The 14,789-nt window shown below is 56.7% G+C and carries 13 protein-coding genes; 8 read left to right on the top strand and 5 right to left on the bottom strand.

What is annotated here, in order from left to right; genetic code table 11:
- Positions 1-4: 4 nt before the first annotated feature.
- Positions 5-634 carry an arylesterase gene (locus CLH62_RS17805; protein ID WP_099619552.1) on the bottom strand — a complete coding sequence of 210 codons (630 nt, stop codon included), beginning with the start codon at positions 632-634 and terminating at the stop codon, positions 5-7.
- A 61-nt stretch (positions 635-695) separates the two neighbouring features.
- Between CLH62_RS17805 and CLH62_RS17810 the strand changes: the two genes are divergently transcribed.
- Together CLH62_RS17810 and CLH62_RS17815 are read left to right on the top strand one after the other, a co-directional pair.
- On the top strand, positions 696-1,415 hold the full coding sequence (locus tag CLH62_RS17810; RefSeq protein WP_099619553.1) for an ABC transporter ATP-binding protein: 720 nt from the start codon (positions 696-698) through the stop codon (positions 1,413-1,415).
- Complete coding sequence (locus CLH62_RS17815) at positions 1,415-3,901, top strand: ABC transporter permease (protein ID WP_099619554.1); 2,487 nt, start codon at positions 1,415-1,417, stop codon at positions 3,899-3,901. Before CLH62_RS17810 ends, CLH62_RS17815 begins: the two co-directional genes overlap by 1 nt.
- A 21-nt stretch (positions 3,902-3,922) precedes the next feature.
- On the opposite strand, the gene CLH62_RS17820 is transcribed toward CLH62_RS17815, so the two are convergent.
- The 4 genes from CLH62_RS17820 to CLH62_RS17835 form a co-directional block, all read right to left on the bottom strand.
- A complete protein-coding gene (locus CLH62_RS17820) occupies positions 3,923-4,693 on the bottom strand; it encodes a substrate-binding periplasmic protein (protein WP_099619555.1) in 771 nt (256 codons plus the stop codon).
- Positions 4,694-4,873: 180 nt separating this feature from the next.
- Positions 4,874-6,061, bottom strand: a complete 1,188-nt coding sequence (locus tag CLH62_RS17825; protein WP_099619556.1) for an iron-containing alcohol dehydrogenase — start codon at positions 6,059-6,061, stop codon at positions 4,874-4,876.
- Positions 6,061-6,606: a hypothetical protein gene (locus tag CLH62_RS17830; protein WP_099619557.1), complete on the bottom strand. Its 546-nt coding sequence runs from the start codon at positions 6,604-6,606 to the stop codon at positions 6,061-6,063. Before CLH62_RS17830 ends, CLH62_RS17825 begins: the two co-directional genes overlap by 1 nt.
- An 80-nt stretch (positions 6,607-6,686) precedes the next feature.
- The gene (locus tag CLH62_RS17835) at positions 6,687-7,964 is read right to left on the bottom strand and encodes a M48 family metalloprotease (protein WP_099619558.1); all 1,278 of its coding nucleotides are present in this window, start codon (positions 7,962-7,964) and stop codon (positions 6,687-6,689) included.
- 196 nt (positions 7,965-8,160) lie between these two features.
- On the opposite strand from CLH62_RS17835, the gene CLH62_RS17840 reads away from it, so the two are divergent.
- The 6 genes from CLH62_RS17840 to katG all read left to right on the top strand — a co-directional run bounded on the left by CLH62_RS17840 (position 8,161) and on the right by katG (position 14,749).
- Positions 8,161-8,913, top strand: a complete 753-nt coding sequence (locus CLH62_RS17840; RefSeq protein ID WP_099619559.1) for a DUF599 domain-containing protein — start codon at positions 8,161-8,163, stop codon at positions 8,911-8,913.
- A gap of 6 nt (positions 8,914-8,919) precedes the next feature.
- A complete protein-coding gene (locus CLH62_RS17845) occupies positions 8,920-9,390 on the top strand; it encodes a PaaI family thioesterase (protein ID WP_099619560.1) in 471 nt (156 codons plus the stop codon).
- Positions 9,387-9,821, top strand: coding sequence for a PaaI family thioesterase (locus CLH62_RS17850; RefSeq protein ID WP_099619561.1), 435 nt, complete (start codon positions 9,387-9,389; stop codon positions 9,819-9,821). The genes CLH62_RS17845 and CLH62_RS17850 overlap by 4 nt, the downstream gene beginning before the upstream one ends.
- A 249-nt stretch (positions 9,822-10,070) precedes the next feature.
- Positions 10,071-11,966 carry a molecular chaperone HtpG gene (gene htpG, locus CLH62_RS17855; protein ID WP_099619562.1) on the top strand — a complete coding sequence of 632 codons (1,896 nt, stop codon included), beginning with the start codon at positions 10,071-10,073 and terminating at the stop codon, positions 11,964-11,966.
- Positions 11,967-11,972: 6 nt separating this feature from the next.
- Positions 11,973-12,191 carry a DUF2835 domain-containing protein gene (locus tag CLH62_RS17860; RefSeq protein WP_099619563.1) on the top strand — a complete coding sequence of 73 codons (219 nt, stop codon included), beginning with the start codon at positions 11,973-11,975 and terminating at the stop codon, positions 12,189-12,191.
- A gap of 386 nt (positions 12,192-12,577) precedes the next feature.
- On the top strand, positions 12,578-14,749 hold the full coding sequence (gene katG / locus CLH62_RS17865) for a catalase/peroxidase HPI (protein ID WP_099619564.1): 2,172 nt from the start codon (positions 12,578-12,580) through the stop codon (positions 14,747-14,749).
- Positions 14,750-14,789 lie beyond the last annotated feature (40 nt).

Raw genomic sequence — 14,789 nt, forward strand, 5'->3', positions numbered from 1 at the left:
AGCGTCACTTCAGGATCGGCCTGATCACCGGCCAGACGTTTTCCAGCAGCTTGTGCTGGGCCTCTTCCGTGGGGTGAATGCCGTCGTCCTGCATCAGTCCGTCCTGGTTGTAGATACCATCAAGAAAGAAGGGAACCAGGTCAGTGTCATAACGGTCTGACAGTTTCGGATAGATGTCGGCAAACATCTGGGTATATCGCTCGCCGTAATTCGGCGGTATTTGCATGCCCACCAGCACCGCCCGGGCGCCGGAAGCCTGAATCTGTTTAATCATGGAGGCAAGATTGGATTCGATGACATTGGGTGGAAAACCGCGCAGGCCATCGTTGCCGCCCAGTTCGATGATTACAACCTCTGGGTCGTTCTCCTCTATCAGCTCGGGCAGACGGCGAGCACCACCATCGGTGGTTTCTCCACTGATGCTGGCATTTACCACTTCCCAGTCAGCCAGACCGTTGTTATCCAGCCGGTCACGCAGCAACTGCACCCAGGCAGTCTCGGAGGGCACGCCATAAGCCGCACTAAGGCTGTCTCCCAAAATAAGGAGTGTGTTCTGGCTGGCCGCCGCTGGCAGTGCCAGCAACATTGCCATGAGAAAAAGAATTGATCTGACGTACACCAATGCCGTATGCATAGAAAACTTATACACCTTATTCCGTGTTCAGAACCCAGGATCGGGAGATTCCGTGAATCAGATGACCAATGTTAACCCGGAAAGCCAAAGCCCCATGTTACGAGTGGAAAACCTGACTCATCGCGTCAGCCTTGAAACCGATACGCTGACGATCTTGCAGGGGGTCAATCTCGAAATCAATCGGGGAGAATCCGTAGCCATCGTTGGTCGGTCCGGTTCCGGCAAAACCACGTTGCTGGGATTGCTTGCGGGTCTTGATACGCCAAGTGACGGAACGGTTGAGCTGGACGGCTCGGTGATCAGTGAGCTCAGCGAGGACGAGCGGGCGAAGCTCCGCGCCCACCGGGTCGGATTTGTGTTTCAGTCATTTCAGCTGCTGCCAGCTCTGACCGCGCTCGAGAACGTTATGCTGCCACTGGAGTTGGCCGGAATGGAAGCGCCCGAGAAAAGAGCTCGGGAACTCCTTGAACGGGTGGGGCTGGGCGAGCGCCTGACTCACACGCCAAGACAGCTATCTGGCGGTGAACAGCAGCGCGTGGCGATTGCCCGGGCGTTCGCCTCAGACCCCCTGATCCTGTTTGCCGATGAGCCGACCGGCAACCTCGATAACCGCACCGGCGCTGCGGTTTCTGATTTGCTTATGGCACTGAACCGAGAGCAGGGCACCACGCTGGTGATGGTGACCCACGATGAACAGTTGGCTGTCCGCTGTAGCCGACAGTTCCACATTGAAGCCGGGGTGCTGACAGAGCCGGAAGCGGCGCGGGAGCTGGCACACTGATGGCCGCTGCAAAAAAACTGATGTCTGTCCGCCGGGACTGGCGGGAACGGGATGTGCGCGTTGTTCTGGCTGCGCTTATTATTGCCGTGGCTACGGTTGCCACCATTGCACTTTTTGCCAGCCAGCTGCAGCGAACTCTGGTGACCTCGGCCAGTTCCTTCCTGGCCGCCGACCGGCAGCTGGAAGCTGAGAATGGCCGCCCGATCCCGGAGTCCTGGCTGGAGCAGGCAAGGGAGCGTGGTCTGGAAACTGGCCGAATGGTCGAGTTCTCGACCATGGTGTTCGGTGCGGACAACTTCCAGCTGGTGTCCGTCAAGGCGGTGAGTAACGAGTACCCCCTGAGGGGCGATATCGAGATCCAGCAGAACCCTGATGGACCAAGAGAACTGGTAAATCAGGGCCCGGGACCGGGTGAAGTATGGATCAATCCGCGCTTATTGCGCCTGCTGGATCTGGAAATTGGCGACAGTCTGGAAGTGGGAAGCCGAAGCCTGACCGTGTCTGGTCTGCTGATTCGCGAACCGGACGGCGGTTTCCGTCTTTCAGCCCTCGCGCCCCGGGTCATGATGCATGTAGACGATGTGTCGTCTACCGGCGTCGTTCAGGAAGGTAGCCGGGTAGAATTTGTTTATCTGTTTGCCGGCGACGAGGCCGCTCTCGAAGCCTATTACCAATGGCTTCAACCTCGCATGGAGCCCAGTCATGAGTGGGAGGGCGTGCGCGATGGCGAAACCTTCTCCCAGTCGCTGGAGCGTGCAGAACGCTTCCTGTTGCTCGGTGGCAGCCTTGCCGTGCTGCTCGCCGCTGTGGCCGTGGCCGTGGCAAGCCGGCAATACGCGTTATCCCAGCGTGACACCGTCGCTCTGCTCAAGACGCTTGGCCTGAGTGGTGCCGGTATTGGCGGGTTGTATCTCAAGCGCCTCGCGCTCTGGGGGGTGGCCGGAATTGCCGGCGGCCTTTTGGTCGCACTTCCGCTGTATTGGCTGCTGACCCGTATGCTGAGCGAGGTGCTGGAGCGCCCGGTGGGCTTCCAGCTCGACCCTTCAGCTCTGGTACCCGCCTTGCTAACGGCACTGGTGTCCCTGTTTGCCTTTGCCTACCCTCCGGTGCGCCGACTCCGGAATGTTCCGGCCATGCGGGTGTTGCGTAGTCAGCCGGGAGAAACCGGGCGTGAGGCGCTGCCGGATCTGGTTATTGCCATCGTGGCGGTGTTCGGCCTCGTGTGGATGTACGCCGGTGAACTGGCGTTAGTGGTGTCTCTGCTGGGCGGTCTTGCCTTGTTGCTGGGTGCGCTTGGATTGGCAGGGTGGCTGCTGGTAGCGACCCTTCGCCGGGTCCGTGGTGGCGGCAATTCCTGGCGCCTGGCACTTGTCGGTCTTTACCGGCACCGTAAAGCAAGCATGTCGCAGATTGCGGTCTTTGCCATGACCCTTATGCTGGCCGCCACGCTGATCCTGGTACGAACATCTCTGCTGGCAGACTGGCAGGCACAACTGCCCGACAATGCGCCCAATCATTTCCTGATCAACATTGCCCCAGATACGGTCGATGAAATCGATGCGTTCTGGCAGGAGCGAGGTCAGCCACTGGACAAGCTCTATCCCATGGTTCGCGGCCGCCTGACCGAGCTCAATGGCCAGCCGGTGAAGGAGGCCGTCAGCAAGGATGAGCGTATTGGTGCACTCAACCGTGAACTGAACCTCACCTGGATGTCAGAACTGCCTGCGGACAACCGGATCGTGGGGGGCAGCTGGTTTTCGCAGGGGCAGACGGAAGGGGTTTCTGTTGAGTCCGAGCTGGCGGGAAAGCTGGGTCTGGCTTTGGGCGACCAGCTGACGTTCACCATCGGGTCGGAAAAAGTGACGGAAACGGTGACCAGCATCCGAACCGTTCAGTGGGACAGCATGAAGCCAAACTTCTACATGGCGTTCCCGCCTGGCGGCGGTCTGTCGGATATGCCAGCGACCTGGATCACCAGTTTCTATCTTCCCAGGGATAAAAAAGATGCCCTGAATGAGTTCTCCCGACAGTTTCCGACAGTGTCAGTGCTGGAGATTGACAACGTCATCGACCGGATTCAGGAGATTGTCCGGCAGGTTACCCAGGCAATTGAAGCGATTCTGGCGCTCATTCTCGCCGCCGCACTGGTGGTGATGGCCGCTGTGGTCAGTGCCACTCTCCGTGACCGGCAGCGGGAGGGCGCCTTGTTGAGAACCCTCGGCGGTCGACAGAGCCTGCTGGTTCGCAGCACGATGTTGGAATTCGCCTTGCTGGGCGGCTTCGCCGGGGTGTTGGGGGTGGTTGCCGCCGAGGCAGCCGTCTGGGCGCTACAATTCCGGATGTTTGAGGGTACTTTTCAGTGGCACTGGCAAGTTGTTCTGCCGATCCCGCTGATCAGCGCGATTGTCTTGGCACTTTTTGGCCGATGGCAGTTGCGGCCGGTTCTGAGCGTGTCGCCAATGCTGCTACTGAGGCGCCTCGAATAAAGGCCAGGCGCCAACGGGCGTTTAACGGTAATTGGCCAGAATGGCGTCCAGTTCGCCATTCTGCTTGATGCGGGCCAGTTCTTCGTTGAACTGGTCGGTGAAGGTCTGCCAATCACGCCGAAGCATCAGCCGGAAACCATACTCACTGATGCCCTTGCCGGAGGACCGGAATTCGTCCTGCAAGCCCTCGTTGCGCAGAATCCACCTGCCTACCAGCCGGTCCGCGATAGCGGCATCAAACCGGTCGCCGTGGAGTACAAAGGTAAACATGTCGCGGTCGCGGGAAACATCGAATCGACGAATCTTTCCTTCGGCGAAGTAGGTTTCCAGCTGCGGATACAGATACCCCAGGTGGGTAACGACAGTCTTCGAGTACAGGTCTTCGGGAGTGTCGTACGATAACTTTGAGTGTTTGGGAATGAAAAAAACTTCCTCAATGTTCACAATCGGGTCGGTAAACAGGAACTTTTCGGGTTGGTCTGTCCATTCTCGGGCCCGGGGCGTTGCGTCGATGTAACCGTCGAGCAGCATCTGGTCGACCCGCTTTCGGGGAATCTTTTCGGAAACAACAGTGTAGCCAAGCCTTTGAGTAATCAGTGATACCACATCCCACATGATCCCCGAGGGTGCATTTTGGTCAACAATCAGGTAGGGCGGATAGCCGTTAGGTGAAATGTTGAAGTGGAAAACTTTCTGTTCCTGGGCATCTGCAGTACGAAATACAAGCGGAGAGAAGGCGAGAAGCAGAGCGCTGATTGCTACGGGAAGACGGCAGGATCTTCGGTTTTGCATGCGGAGGGCTCTCTACGGAATAGTGCTGTAGGTGGAAGAACGAACCCGGCTTAGATCCCTGCCAGAAGAACTAATTGTCACTCCTTTGTAGGTCAATTTCAAGGATTTGAGGTCTATGTTCAGGCGATCGCAGGAAGGGGCCCGGCGGACGGAGCCCCTTTCATCGGCAATCAGAATGGTTCAGGCCCAGGCGCGGCGAAGCACCGCGCGGGCATCGTCAAGGCTTACTTCCTTCGGGTTGAACATAATGGAGCCGTCATCCAGTGCCATTTCGGCGATGTGATCCAGCTGGTTTTCGGTCACCTTGCCGGTTTCTTTCAGAGTGCGTGGCAGTTGGCATCGCTTGTAGAGGGCATCCCGTAATTTTCGGATCGCAGAAATGCTCGCTTCGGCCCTCCGGCTCGCCGGGGTAGCTGCGAACACCTCCGGCCCTTCGAGGTGCAGCAATAGCTCTCCCAGTGGTTCCCGGATGGTCTCCAGGTTGTATTCCAGCACGTAGGGCAGGTACAGGCTCATGCACAACCCGTGAGGCAGATGGCAGATGGCTCCGGTTGCGTGCCCCAAGGCATGCACGAGGCCTACCATGGAGTTGGAGAAGGCAATGCCTGCCATAGTGGAGGCCTGGGCCAGTTCCAGCCGGCCGTCGCTGTCTTTCGGGTTGTCCATGACCTTCAGCAGGGACTGGCTGACCTTCTTGATTGCCGCCGTGGCATAGGCATCGCTCAGCGGGTTTTTTGCCATGCAGGTGAAAGCTTCGGTTGCATGGGTCATGGCATCCATCGCTGTTGCCGCCGTGATATGGGGTGGCAGGGTCAGCGTCATTCTCGGATCAATAATCGCGGCATTCGGTAGCAGGAACGAGGAGGTGAACGGCAGTTTTACACCCTTGTTTTCATCGGTAATCACGGCCACCGAGGTCACCTCAGAGCCGGTGCCTGCCGTGGTCGGAACCACAAAAAACGGTTTCAGCGGATGTTTGAGCACGCCAGCACCGCTGTATTTGGCGATATCGTCACCGCCCTCGGAAACCAGAATGTTGACCGCCTTGCCTGTATCAATGGCCGAGCCACCACCTATGGCAATGATGGAATCGCATTTTTCCTGGCGGTAGATGCCGGCAATATCGCGTACCACTGTGGTGGAGGAGTCGGGCGGCACGTCATCATAGATTGTGGTGATTTCGAGCCCGCTTTCCTCGCAGGCGGCAATGACCGGCTCCAGCAAACCAGCCGCGCGCACGCCCTTGTCGGTTACAATCATCGGACGTTTGGCGCCCATGCCGGTCAGCTCGTAAGGAATGTGCTCAAGAGCGGCCTTGCCGGCGATCACTTTTACCGGGCAGAAGAACTCATAGTATTTGTTGGTCATTATGCTCTCGCTGTCTCGACGAAATTGGTGGCAACTTTCAGGTAAATGCGCGCGGCACTGATCAGTTTTTTCGGCAGGCGCAGGTCAGCGGGATATTCTTTCACGGCACGCTGGGCAATCAGTTTGGGCAGAATGAAGGATTCTAGGCGATTCAATACCCGGGTCATTCTCACTGCATAGCTGATATCGCCATCTACCAGCATGCGGTCATTGGCGAATGCCACCGAGGTCTTTTCCTGAAACGACAGCACCAGGAAGGCATGGGCAATGTGCTTGAACTGGATGGACAGGTCCACCGGGCGGGGCGCAGTGTTGCCGTGATAGTGAAAGCGGCCCTGGCCAGTATGTTCCACAATCAGCCGCGAGCCGTCCGGCATCACCATCATTTCAAACAGAAAGCCATCGGGTAGCGCCCGTGCTTCATTCTGGACGTTCTCGTCCACCTCACTCACCGCCTGCAGTGCCCGCCCCATCACCTGGAACATCAGTTCCACATAGTAGCGGCGAGCCTGGAAAACCATGGGCTGGATACGTTTCGCTAACATGTCCGTCATCCAATCGTTGTTGATGTCATATGATTTTTAGAGTTATTGCTCTAAAAGTCAATGGACACTATGACGGTAAGTCACTGCGTTAACGCTGTCAGTTTCCGTTTGGCCTCTTCGGCCACCTCACCACCAGCCTCAGCAGCCTTGCTGTAATAGGCAATGGCCTGACTGCGGTTGTTCTGCTTCACCGCAATATCCCCCAGGCGCAGGAAGGCAATGGACGTGGGCACGGTTTCATTGGCTTTGATCAGGTTATCCCGGGCCTTGTTCAGGTTGTTTTGGCGGAGAGCATTCAGCCCGTTGTACAAACGATAGGTGAACATCTCCGGATACAGGCTCACCGCCTTCTCGAAGTCCGCAGTCGCTTTTTCTTCCTCTTTCAGTTCCTGGTAGATGCGCCCGCGGAGCGAGTAGAACATGGCTTCCCTCGGGAGTAAGCGAATGGCTTCATTCACTTTATCCAGTGCCGCTTTCATTTCGTCTTTTGAGGCAAGTTCCATGGCCTTGTCATGGGCATCGTAGGCGGGCTGAAGTGAACGAAGTTTGGCCATTTTGCGATCGTACACGTCCTTGCCCCGGTAGCCGCCCGCACCGATTTTTTTCACCAGTTCCCTGTTTTCCTCCACCCGTTCAGCTGAGGGCGGGTGTGTGGCGAACAGGCCGTTGATGAAACCGGACTCACGGCCTTCGGATAACTCCAGGAAGATTTGCTGAAGTTCCACCGCTGCAGCTGGGTCGTAGCCTGCCTCCTTCATGTAAAGAATGCCGTAGTGATCGGATTCCAACTCGTCGCCCTGGCTGTACTGTGCCAATGCAAGCTGAGCACCCAGCGCGGCACCGCCCATAATCAGGCCGGCCCATTCGTTGTCTGAAAGTGCAAAGCCAAGGCCAGCGACACCGGCGCTGATCAGCATTCCCTGTTGCATCCGCTGAACACTGTGTTTTGCTGCCGCATGAACAACTTCATGGCCCAGAACGGACGCCAGCTGGGCCTCGTCGTCGAGCTCTGTCAACAGGCCCCGGTTGATGGCAATTTTGCCTCCGGGCAGGGCCCAGGCGTTGGGGACGCTGCTGTTCAGTACCACGAATTCATAGGGCAAATCCGGCCGGTCGCTGACCGCCGCCATTTTCTGGCCAACTTCCCGCACGTACAGCGTCAGCTCAGGATCGACATAGAACTGACCGCCCTGAGTCTGCTGGGTGGGTACGTACTGTTCGGCGCCCATTGCGAGTTCCTGGTTCTCCCCGATCAGTGAAAGCTGCTTCTCCCCGGTGACTGGGTTAACGGTACAACCGCTGAGCGTCAAGGCCAGGGCAATTGCAAAAAGGCTGGTTTTGAAAGCGGACAGGTTCACAGCGAACTCCCTTTTGATGATGCAAAGTCAGGCTACCGGTTATTCGGATACCCGATTCCTTAATGGCCAGTTTATAGCACATCGCCGCCTGGCGCTGGATTACCGGATGATGGCCAGCTGTGGTGGCGGGCCGGCCCATGGCGTATTATGAGCCTCTGTTCCCGCACCATTCGTACTTTTGATCCTAGGGCCGCCAATGGGTGATTTACTCGAACTGATTGCATTCCTATGGTTCCTGGTTTGCTGGCTTGGTTATACCGAATACTCAAAGCGCCGGGCCGCAGATCGCGCCTGCTTATCCAACACCCTCGACATGTACCGGGAAGACTGGATGCGGGTCATGCTCCGGCGGGAAAACCGCATTGCCGATGCCTCCGTGGTTGGCAATCTCGAGCGTAACGGCGCCTTCTTCGCCTCCAGCTGCCTGTTGATCCTCGCCGGTATAATCACTGCGCTTGGTTATACCCAGGAAGTCATGGAAGTGTTCAGCACCATGCCCTTCGGAAAACTGCCGACCCGGGAGATCTGGGAGCTGCGCATGGTGGTGCTACTGGTGGTCTTTATTTACGCCTTTTTCAAATTCACCTGGTCGATGCGGATGTACAATTTTGTTTCCGTAATGATTGGTAGCGCGCCGCACCCCGACGACACCAAAACCAGCCCGGCAAGCCGTGAAGCCTTCGCCCGCAGTGCCGGCAACGTCTGTAATCTGGCCGGGGATGCTTTCAACCTTGGCCTGCGCTCGTACTATTATGCACTGGCTGTGGTTGGCTGGTTTATTCATCCGATTGTTTTTATGGCAGCGTCTACCCTGGTGGTCATCGTTCTGTACCGCCGGGAGTTCTGTTCCGAGGCGCTTCATGCCTTGCGAGCCGGTAAGGTTTTTGAGGAACCGGCACCGATCAAGCCTGAAACCGACGCCAAATCCAAAAGCTCATCCACAGGTTGATTCTGAATGAACGACGATACCCGAATGAAGCGGGTCACCCGATTTATCGAAACGCTCACCCAGGCGAAAGAGTTGGGTCTCACCGTTATCGAGGCAACGGAAGGTAGCCTGACACTGTGCCTTCCCTACAGTGACCGGATCATTGGCAACCCGGACAATGGCGTTATCCACGGTGGCGCCATCACCACGCTCATGGACACTACCTCTGGTTGCGTCATTCTGTGCGCACTGGAGGACTTCGAGCTATGCCCGACGCTGGACTTGCGTGTGGACTACATGCGTCCCGCACAGCCCCATAAACCGGTGTACGCCCGTGCGGAAACCTACCGGGTAACCCGAAACATTATCTTTACCCGCTGTGAGGCGTACCAGGAAGGGGGTGAAACCATCGCCAACTGTGTGGCTACTTTCATGCGCATCGGAAAGGATGCCAGCCCAAAGTATTACCGGGACCTGATCACGGGAGGTGAAGAATGACCGATCCGGAAATCCTCCGTTATACCCAGGAAACCGGGGACTTCACCCGGATGCTTGAAAGCATTCCCTACGCGACCTGGATCGGTTTGCAGTGCGAGCGCTTCGGGGATGACCTGATTTTTCGCCTGCCGAGGAAAGAATCCAATCTTGGCAATCCGATCCTGCCGGCAATTCATGGTGGGGTAATTGGTGGCTTCATGGAGATGTCAGCCAATATCTACCTGATCCTGTCCCAGGAGTCCCTGCGTATGCCCCGCATTGTGGATTTCTCCCTCGATTACCTGCGCGCGGGTCTGGACCGTGAAACCTATGCCGAGTGCCGGCTGACTCGCCAGGGCAACCGCGTGGCCAATGTGATGGTCAGCGCCTGGCAGAAATCCCGTTCGCAACCCATCGCAACTGCACGGGCTCATTTCCTCCTCGAAGACTGAGTTCGCCGATGCTCCGGGGGCTTGAAATGCCCAGGTGTGCCCCCAATTCCTGCTCAGACCAGGAAATTTGTGCAGGAGCGGGCGCGGAGGCCGTTCCGAAACACGCTGTGAATACGTCCATGTACGCTCGGCTCCGCCATCCATGGCTCCGCACGGTTTCGGAACGGCCTCCGCGCCCGCTCTTCGAACTATGAGGTAACTCGGGCACACCTAAGTGCCTGCTTATTTGTATCAGGAGACATAAACGCCATGACGGTTGAAGCAAAGAAAGAAACGCTTGGATTCCAGACCGAAGTGAAGCAGCTGCTTCATTTGATGATTCATTCCCTGTATTCCAACAAGGAAATCTTCCTTCGTGAGCTGATCTCTAACGCTTCAGATGCCGAAGACAAACTTCGCTTTGCGGCGCTGAAAGACGACAGCCTTTATGAAAGTGACCCTGAGCTGAAAATTCGTCTGGATTTTGACGAAGAGGCCAACACCGTCACGCTGACCGATAACGGTATCGGTATGACCCGTGATGACGTTGTTCAGAACCTGGGCACTATCGCCCGCTCTGGCACCGCCGAATTCCTGCAGCAACTGTCCGGTGACGAGAAAAAGGACAGCAAGCTGATCGGTCAGTTTGGCGTCGGTTTCTACTCGTCGTTTATCGTGGCCGACAAGGTCGATGTATTTACCCGCCGTGCCGGTGCGCCAGCAGAAGAGGGCGTTCATTGGGAATCCAGGGGCGACGGCGAGTTCACTATTGAACAGGTCAACCTGGAGCATCGTGGCACTCAAATCGTTCTGCACCTCAAGAGCGACGCCAAGGAGTTTGCCAACGGCTGGAAGTTGCGCAGCCTGGTGAAGAAGTACTCCGATCACATTTCCTTCCCGGTAGTGATGAAAGCCGAATCTGAGGAGGGAGAAGAGAAGAAAGACGAGTACGAAACCGTCAACGATGCCACCGCACTCTGGACTCTGCCGCGTACTGAGATCAAGGACGAGGAGTATAAGGAGTTCTACAAGCACATCGCTCACGATTTCGAAGATCCGCTGACCTGGTCCCACAACAAGGTGGAAGGCAAGCTCGATTACACCAGCCTGCTGTACATCCCGGCCCGCGCGCCTTTCGATATGTACAACCGGGAAGCCCCCCGTGGTCTGAAGCTGTATGTGCAGCGTGTGTTCATCATGGACGACGCTGAGCAGTTCCTGCCGCTGTATCTGCGTTTTGCCAAGGGCGTGATCGATTCCAACGATCTGTCCCTGAACGTGTCCAGGGAGATTCTGCAGAATGACAGCACGGTGGAAAGCATCCGTACCGCGGTCACCAAGCGGGTTCTGGACATGCTGTCCAAGCTGGCAAAGAAAGAACCCGAGCAGTACCAGAAATTCTGGGGTGAGTTTGGCACCGTGCTCAAGGAAGGCCCGGCTGAGGATTTCAGCAACCGCGAGAAAATCGCCGGCCTGCTGCGTTTTGCGTCTACTCATACCGGCGAGAGCGCCCAGAATGTATCACTGGATGACTACATTAGCCGGATGAAGGAAGGCCAGAAGAAGATCTACTACATTACTGCAGACAACTTCACCGCCGCCAAGAGCAGTCCGCATCTGGAAGTGTTCCGCAAGAAGGGGATTGAGGTACTGATCCTGTCCGATCGCATTGACGAGTGGATGATGGGCTACCTCAGCGAATACGACAGCAAGCAGTTCCAGGACGTTGCCCGCGGTGATCTGGACCTTGGTGAAGTGGAAACCGAGGAGGACAAGAAGCACAAGGAAGAAGCCGCCGAGGAGCACAAGGATCTGCTTGAGCGGATCAAGAGCGCTCTGAGCGACAAGGTTCAGGAAGTGCGTGTTACCAACCGTCTGACCGATTCCCCGGCGTGCCTGGTGGTGGGTGACTTTGACATGGGTGCGCAGATGAAGAAGATTATGGAAGCGGCCGGCCAGAAAGTGCCGGACAGCAAGCCGATCTTTGAAATCAACGTGGACCATCCGCTGGTTCAGCGTCTCGAAAGGGAGAAGGGCGAGGAGCGTTTCAGCGAGCTCTCGGCGGTACTGCTTGACCAGGCCACCCTGGCCAGTGGCGAGCAACTACAGGACCCGGGTGCCTACGTGACCCGCCTGAACCGTCTACTGCTGGAACTGGCAAACTAAGAGTCTATGCAGCAGATCATTGTGGATGTCAGCATCAGCCCTGATGAGTGGATCAAACTCTATCAGGGCGTTGCCACCGATGTTCGCACCACGGCCCGGGATGGACGCTCTGTCCGTTTCCCGGCCCGTATTCTTTCCCGTTTTTACCTCAGGGACGGTATTCGGGGCAGCTTCCGGATTCTGTTCGACGATGCCGGCAAGTTCACGTCCATAGAACGGCTGTGATTATTTCCGCATCCCTACGCATAAATAAAACCTTCCGATAGAAAAAACCTTCAGTAAGTTTATTCTTAATTAATTGTATCTAGCGTTCTGCCGCACGCTAAGGTTGGGCCGTATTCGTCAGGCAGGAGCTGAATATGTCAGATCTGGTTTCACTCAGCAGCCTTGTGGCGTGGCGTGATTTTCTCGGAATTCTGACGGACTACTCGAGCGATTTTGCGTGTGCTCAGTAGCCCGGAGTGAGATCCGCAGCGCTGGCGGGAAACCTTATAGGTATTCACTATTTGGGGCATAAGAATTACTCAGAGCAGAGTGAATTATCTGGCCTATAGTTAGTGGTACCTGAGTCGAAGTAATGTCGTTTTGCCAAACCGAATGAGGAGAGAAAAATGACTGAGAACAATAGCCCGGGTGGTAAATGCCCTGTAATGCACGGTTCCAACACCCAGGAAAAGGCGGGTGTAGCGGCTTGGTGGCCTGAAAATCTAAACCTGGACATCCTGCACCAGCATGACAGCAAAACGAATCCGATGGGTGAGGATTTCGACTACCGGGAAGAGGTCAAAAAGCTCGACCACGAAGCACTTGAAAAAGACATGCATGAGCTGATGACCAACAGTCAGGAATGGTGGCCTGCAGACTGGGGACATTATGGTGGCCTGATGATCCGTCTGGCGTGGCACGCTGCCGGCACTTACCGACTGGCCGATGGCCGTGGTGGCGCAGGTACTGGTAACCAAAGATTTGCACCCCTGAATTCCTGGCCTGATAACGGCAACCTGGACAAAGCCCGGCGTTTGCTGTGGCCGCTCAAGAAAAAGTATGGCAACAAAGTGAGCTGGGCCGATCTGTTTATCCTGGCCGGCAACGTTGCGTACGAATCCTTTGGTCTCAAAACCTTCGGCTTTTCCTATGGCCGTGAGGACATCTGGCATCCGGAGACGGACATTTACTGGGGTGCGGAAAAAGAGTGGCTGGCGCCGTCTGACAGCCGGTATGAAGATCTGGAAAAGCCCGACACCATGGAAAACCCTCTCGCCGCCGTCCAGATGGGCCTGATTTATGTAAATCCGGAGGGCGTAAACGGTCAACCAGATCCGCAAAAGACGGCTGAACAGGTCCGTGTCACCTTCGCGCGTATGGCAATGAATGACGAAGAGACCGCTGCACTGACCGCAGGTGGCCACACCGTTGGCAAGACTCACGGTAACGGTGATGCGGAAGCGCTTGGGCCAGAGCCTGAAGGTGCTGATGTTCACGAGCAGGGCTTGGGCTGGCGCAATCCGAACCTGCAGGGCAAGGCGACCAATGCAGTCACTTCAGGTCTTGAGGGTGCCTGGACTACCAACCCGACCCAGTTCGATATGGGTTACTTTGACCTGCTGTTCGGCTATGAATGGGAGCTGAAAAAGAGCCCGGCTGGCGCGAACCAGTGGGAGCCCATTGATATCAGGGAAGAAGACAAGCCGGTTGACTCCACCGACCCATCCGTTCGCCGCAATCCGATGATGACTGATGCGGATATGGCCATGAAGGTGGATCCAAAGTACCGCGCGATCTGTGAGAAGTTCATGGCAGATCCGGAATACTTCAAGGATTGCTTCGCCCGTGCCTGGTTCAAGCTGACTCACCGTGATATGGGGCCGAAGGCCCGTTATATCGGCCCGAACGTACCGGCTGAAGACCTGATTTGGCAGGATCCCTGCCCGCAGGGAGAGACCAACTACATCGAAGAAGTTGTCAAAGAGAGGATTTCTGAAGCCGGCCTGAGTCTTAACGACCTGGTCTCCACCGCCTGGGACAGCGCCCGCACCTTCCGCGGCTCCGACATGCGCGGTGGCGCCAACGGCGCCCGCATCCGTCTGGCGCCTCAGAAAGACTGGGAAGGCAACGAGCCGGATCGCCTGGCCAGGGTGTTGAAGGTCTACGAAAAGATCTCAGCCGATACCGGCGCCAGTATTGCAGATGTGATCGTGCTGGGTGGTAACCTGGGCGTCGAGATGGCGGCTAACGCTGCCGGCCATGATGTACATGTGCCATTCCTGAAAGGTCGTGGCGACGCCACTGACGAGATGACGGATGCAGAGTCCTTTGAGCCGATGGAGCCGCTGGCCGATGGCTTCCGCAACTGGCAGAAGAAGGATTACGTGGTCAAGCCGGAGGAAATGCTTCTGGACCGCGCCCAGCTGATGGGCCTGACAGCACCGGAAATGACCGTCCTGCTCGGTGGCATGCGGGTGCTGGGGACCAACCATGGTGGCACGAAGCACGGCGTGTTCACGGACCGCGTCGGGCAATTGACCAACGACTTCTTCGTGAACCTGACCGACATGTCAAACCGTTGGGAGCCCACCGGCAAGAACTCGTACAACATCGTGGACCGTAAGAACGGCAACACCAAGTTCACCGCAACCCGTGTGGATCTCGTGTTCGGCTCCAACTCCGTCCTGCGTGCTTACGCTGAGCTGTACGCCCAGGACGACAACGAAGAAAAGTTTGTGAAAGACTTCGTTGCGGCCTGGACCAAGGTCATGAACGCGGATCGTTTTGACGTCAAATAAACCCTGCAAGTGAATGGGCACCCCGGTAACGGGGTGCCCA

It is taken from the genome of Marinobacter guineae (assembly GCF_002744735.1).
GTDB lineage: Bacteria > Pseudomonadota > Gammaproteobacteria > Pseudomonadales > Oleiphilaceae > Marinobacter > Marinobacter guineae.

Bases quoted from the DNA above. Each gene is read 5' to 3' on its own strand.
- CLH62_RS17850 (WP_099619561.1), top strand. From the start codon at position 9,387: ATGACCGATCCGGAAATCCTCCGTTATACCCAGGAAACCGGGGACTTC.
- CLH62_RS17830 (WP_099619557.1), bottom strand. From the start codon at position 6,606: ATGTTAGCGAAACGTATCCAGCCCATGGTTTTCCAGGCTCGCCGCTAC.
- katG (WP_099619564.1), top strand. From the start codon at position 12,578: ATGACTGAGAACAATAGCCCGGGTGGTAAATGCCCTGTAATGCACGGT.
- CLH62_RS17810 (WP_099619553.1), top strand. From the start codon at position 696: ATGACCAATGTTAACCCGGAAAGCCAAAGCCCCATGTTACGAGTGGAA.
- htpG (WP_099619562.1), top strand. From the start codon at position 10,071: ATGACGGTTGAAGCAAAGAAAGAAACGCTTGGATTCCAGACCGAAGTG.
- CLH62_RS17845 (WP_099619560.1), top strand. From the start codon at position 8,920: ATGAACGACGATACCCGAATGAAGCGGGTCACCCGATTTATCGAAACG.
- CLH62_RS17815 (WP_099619554.1), top strand. From the start codon at position 1,415: ATGGCCGCTGCAAAAAAACTGATGTCTGTCCGCCGGGACTGGCGGGAA.
- CLH62_RS17860 (WP_099619563.1), top strand. From the start codon at position 11,973: ATGCAGCAGATCATTGTGGATGTCAGCATCAGCCCTGATGAGTGGATC.
- CLH62_RS17820 (WP_099619555.1), bottom strand. From the start codon at position 4,693: ATGCAAAACCGAAGATCCTGCCGTCTTCCCGTAGCAATCAGCGCTCTG.
- CLH62_RS17840 (WP_099619559.1), top strand. From the start codon at position 8,161: ATGGGTGATTTACTCGAACTGATTGCATTCCTATGGTTCCTGGTTTGC.
- CLH62_RS17805 (WP_099619552.1), bottom strand. From the start codon at position 634: ATGCATACGGCATTGGTGTACGTCAGATCAATTCTTTTTCTCATGGCA.
- CLH62_RS17825 (WP_099619556.1), bottom strand. From the start codon at position 6,061: ATGACCAACAAATACTATGAGTTCTTCTGCCCGGTAAAAGTGATCGCC.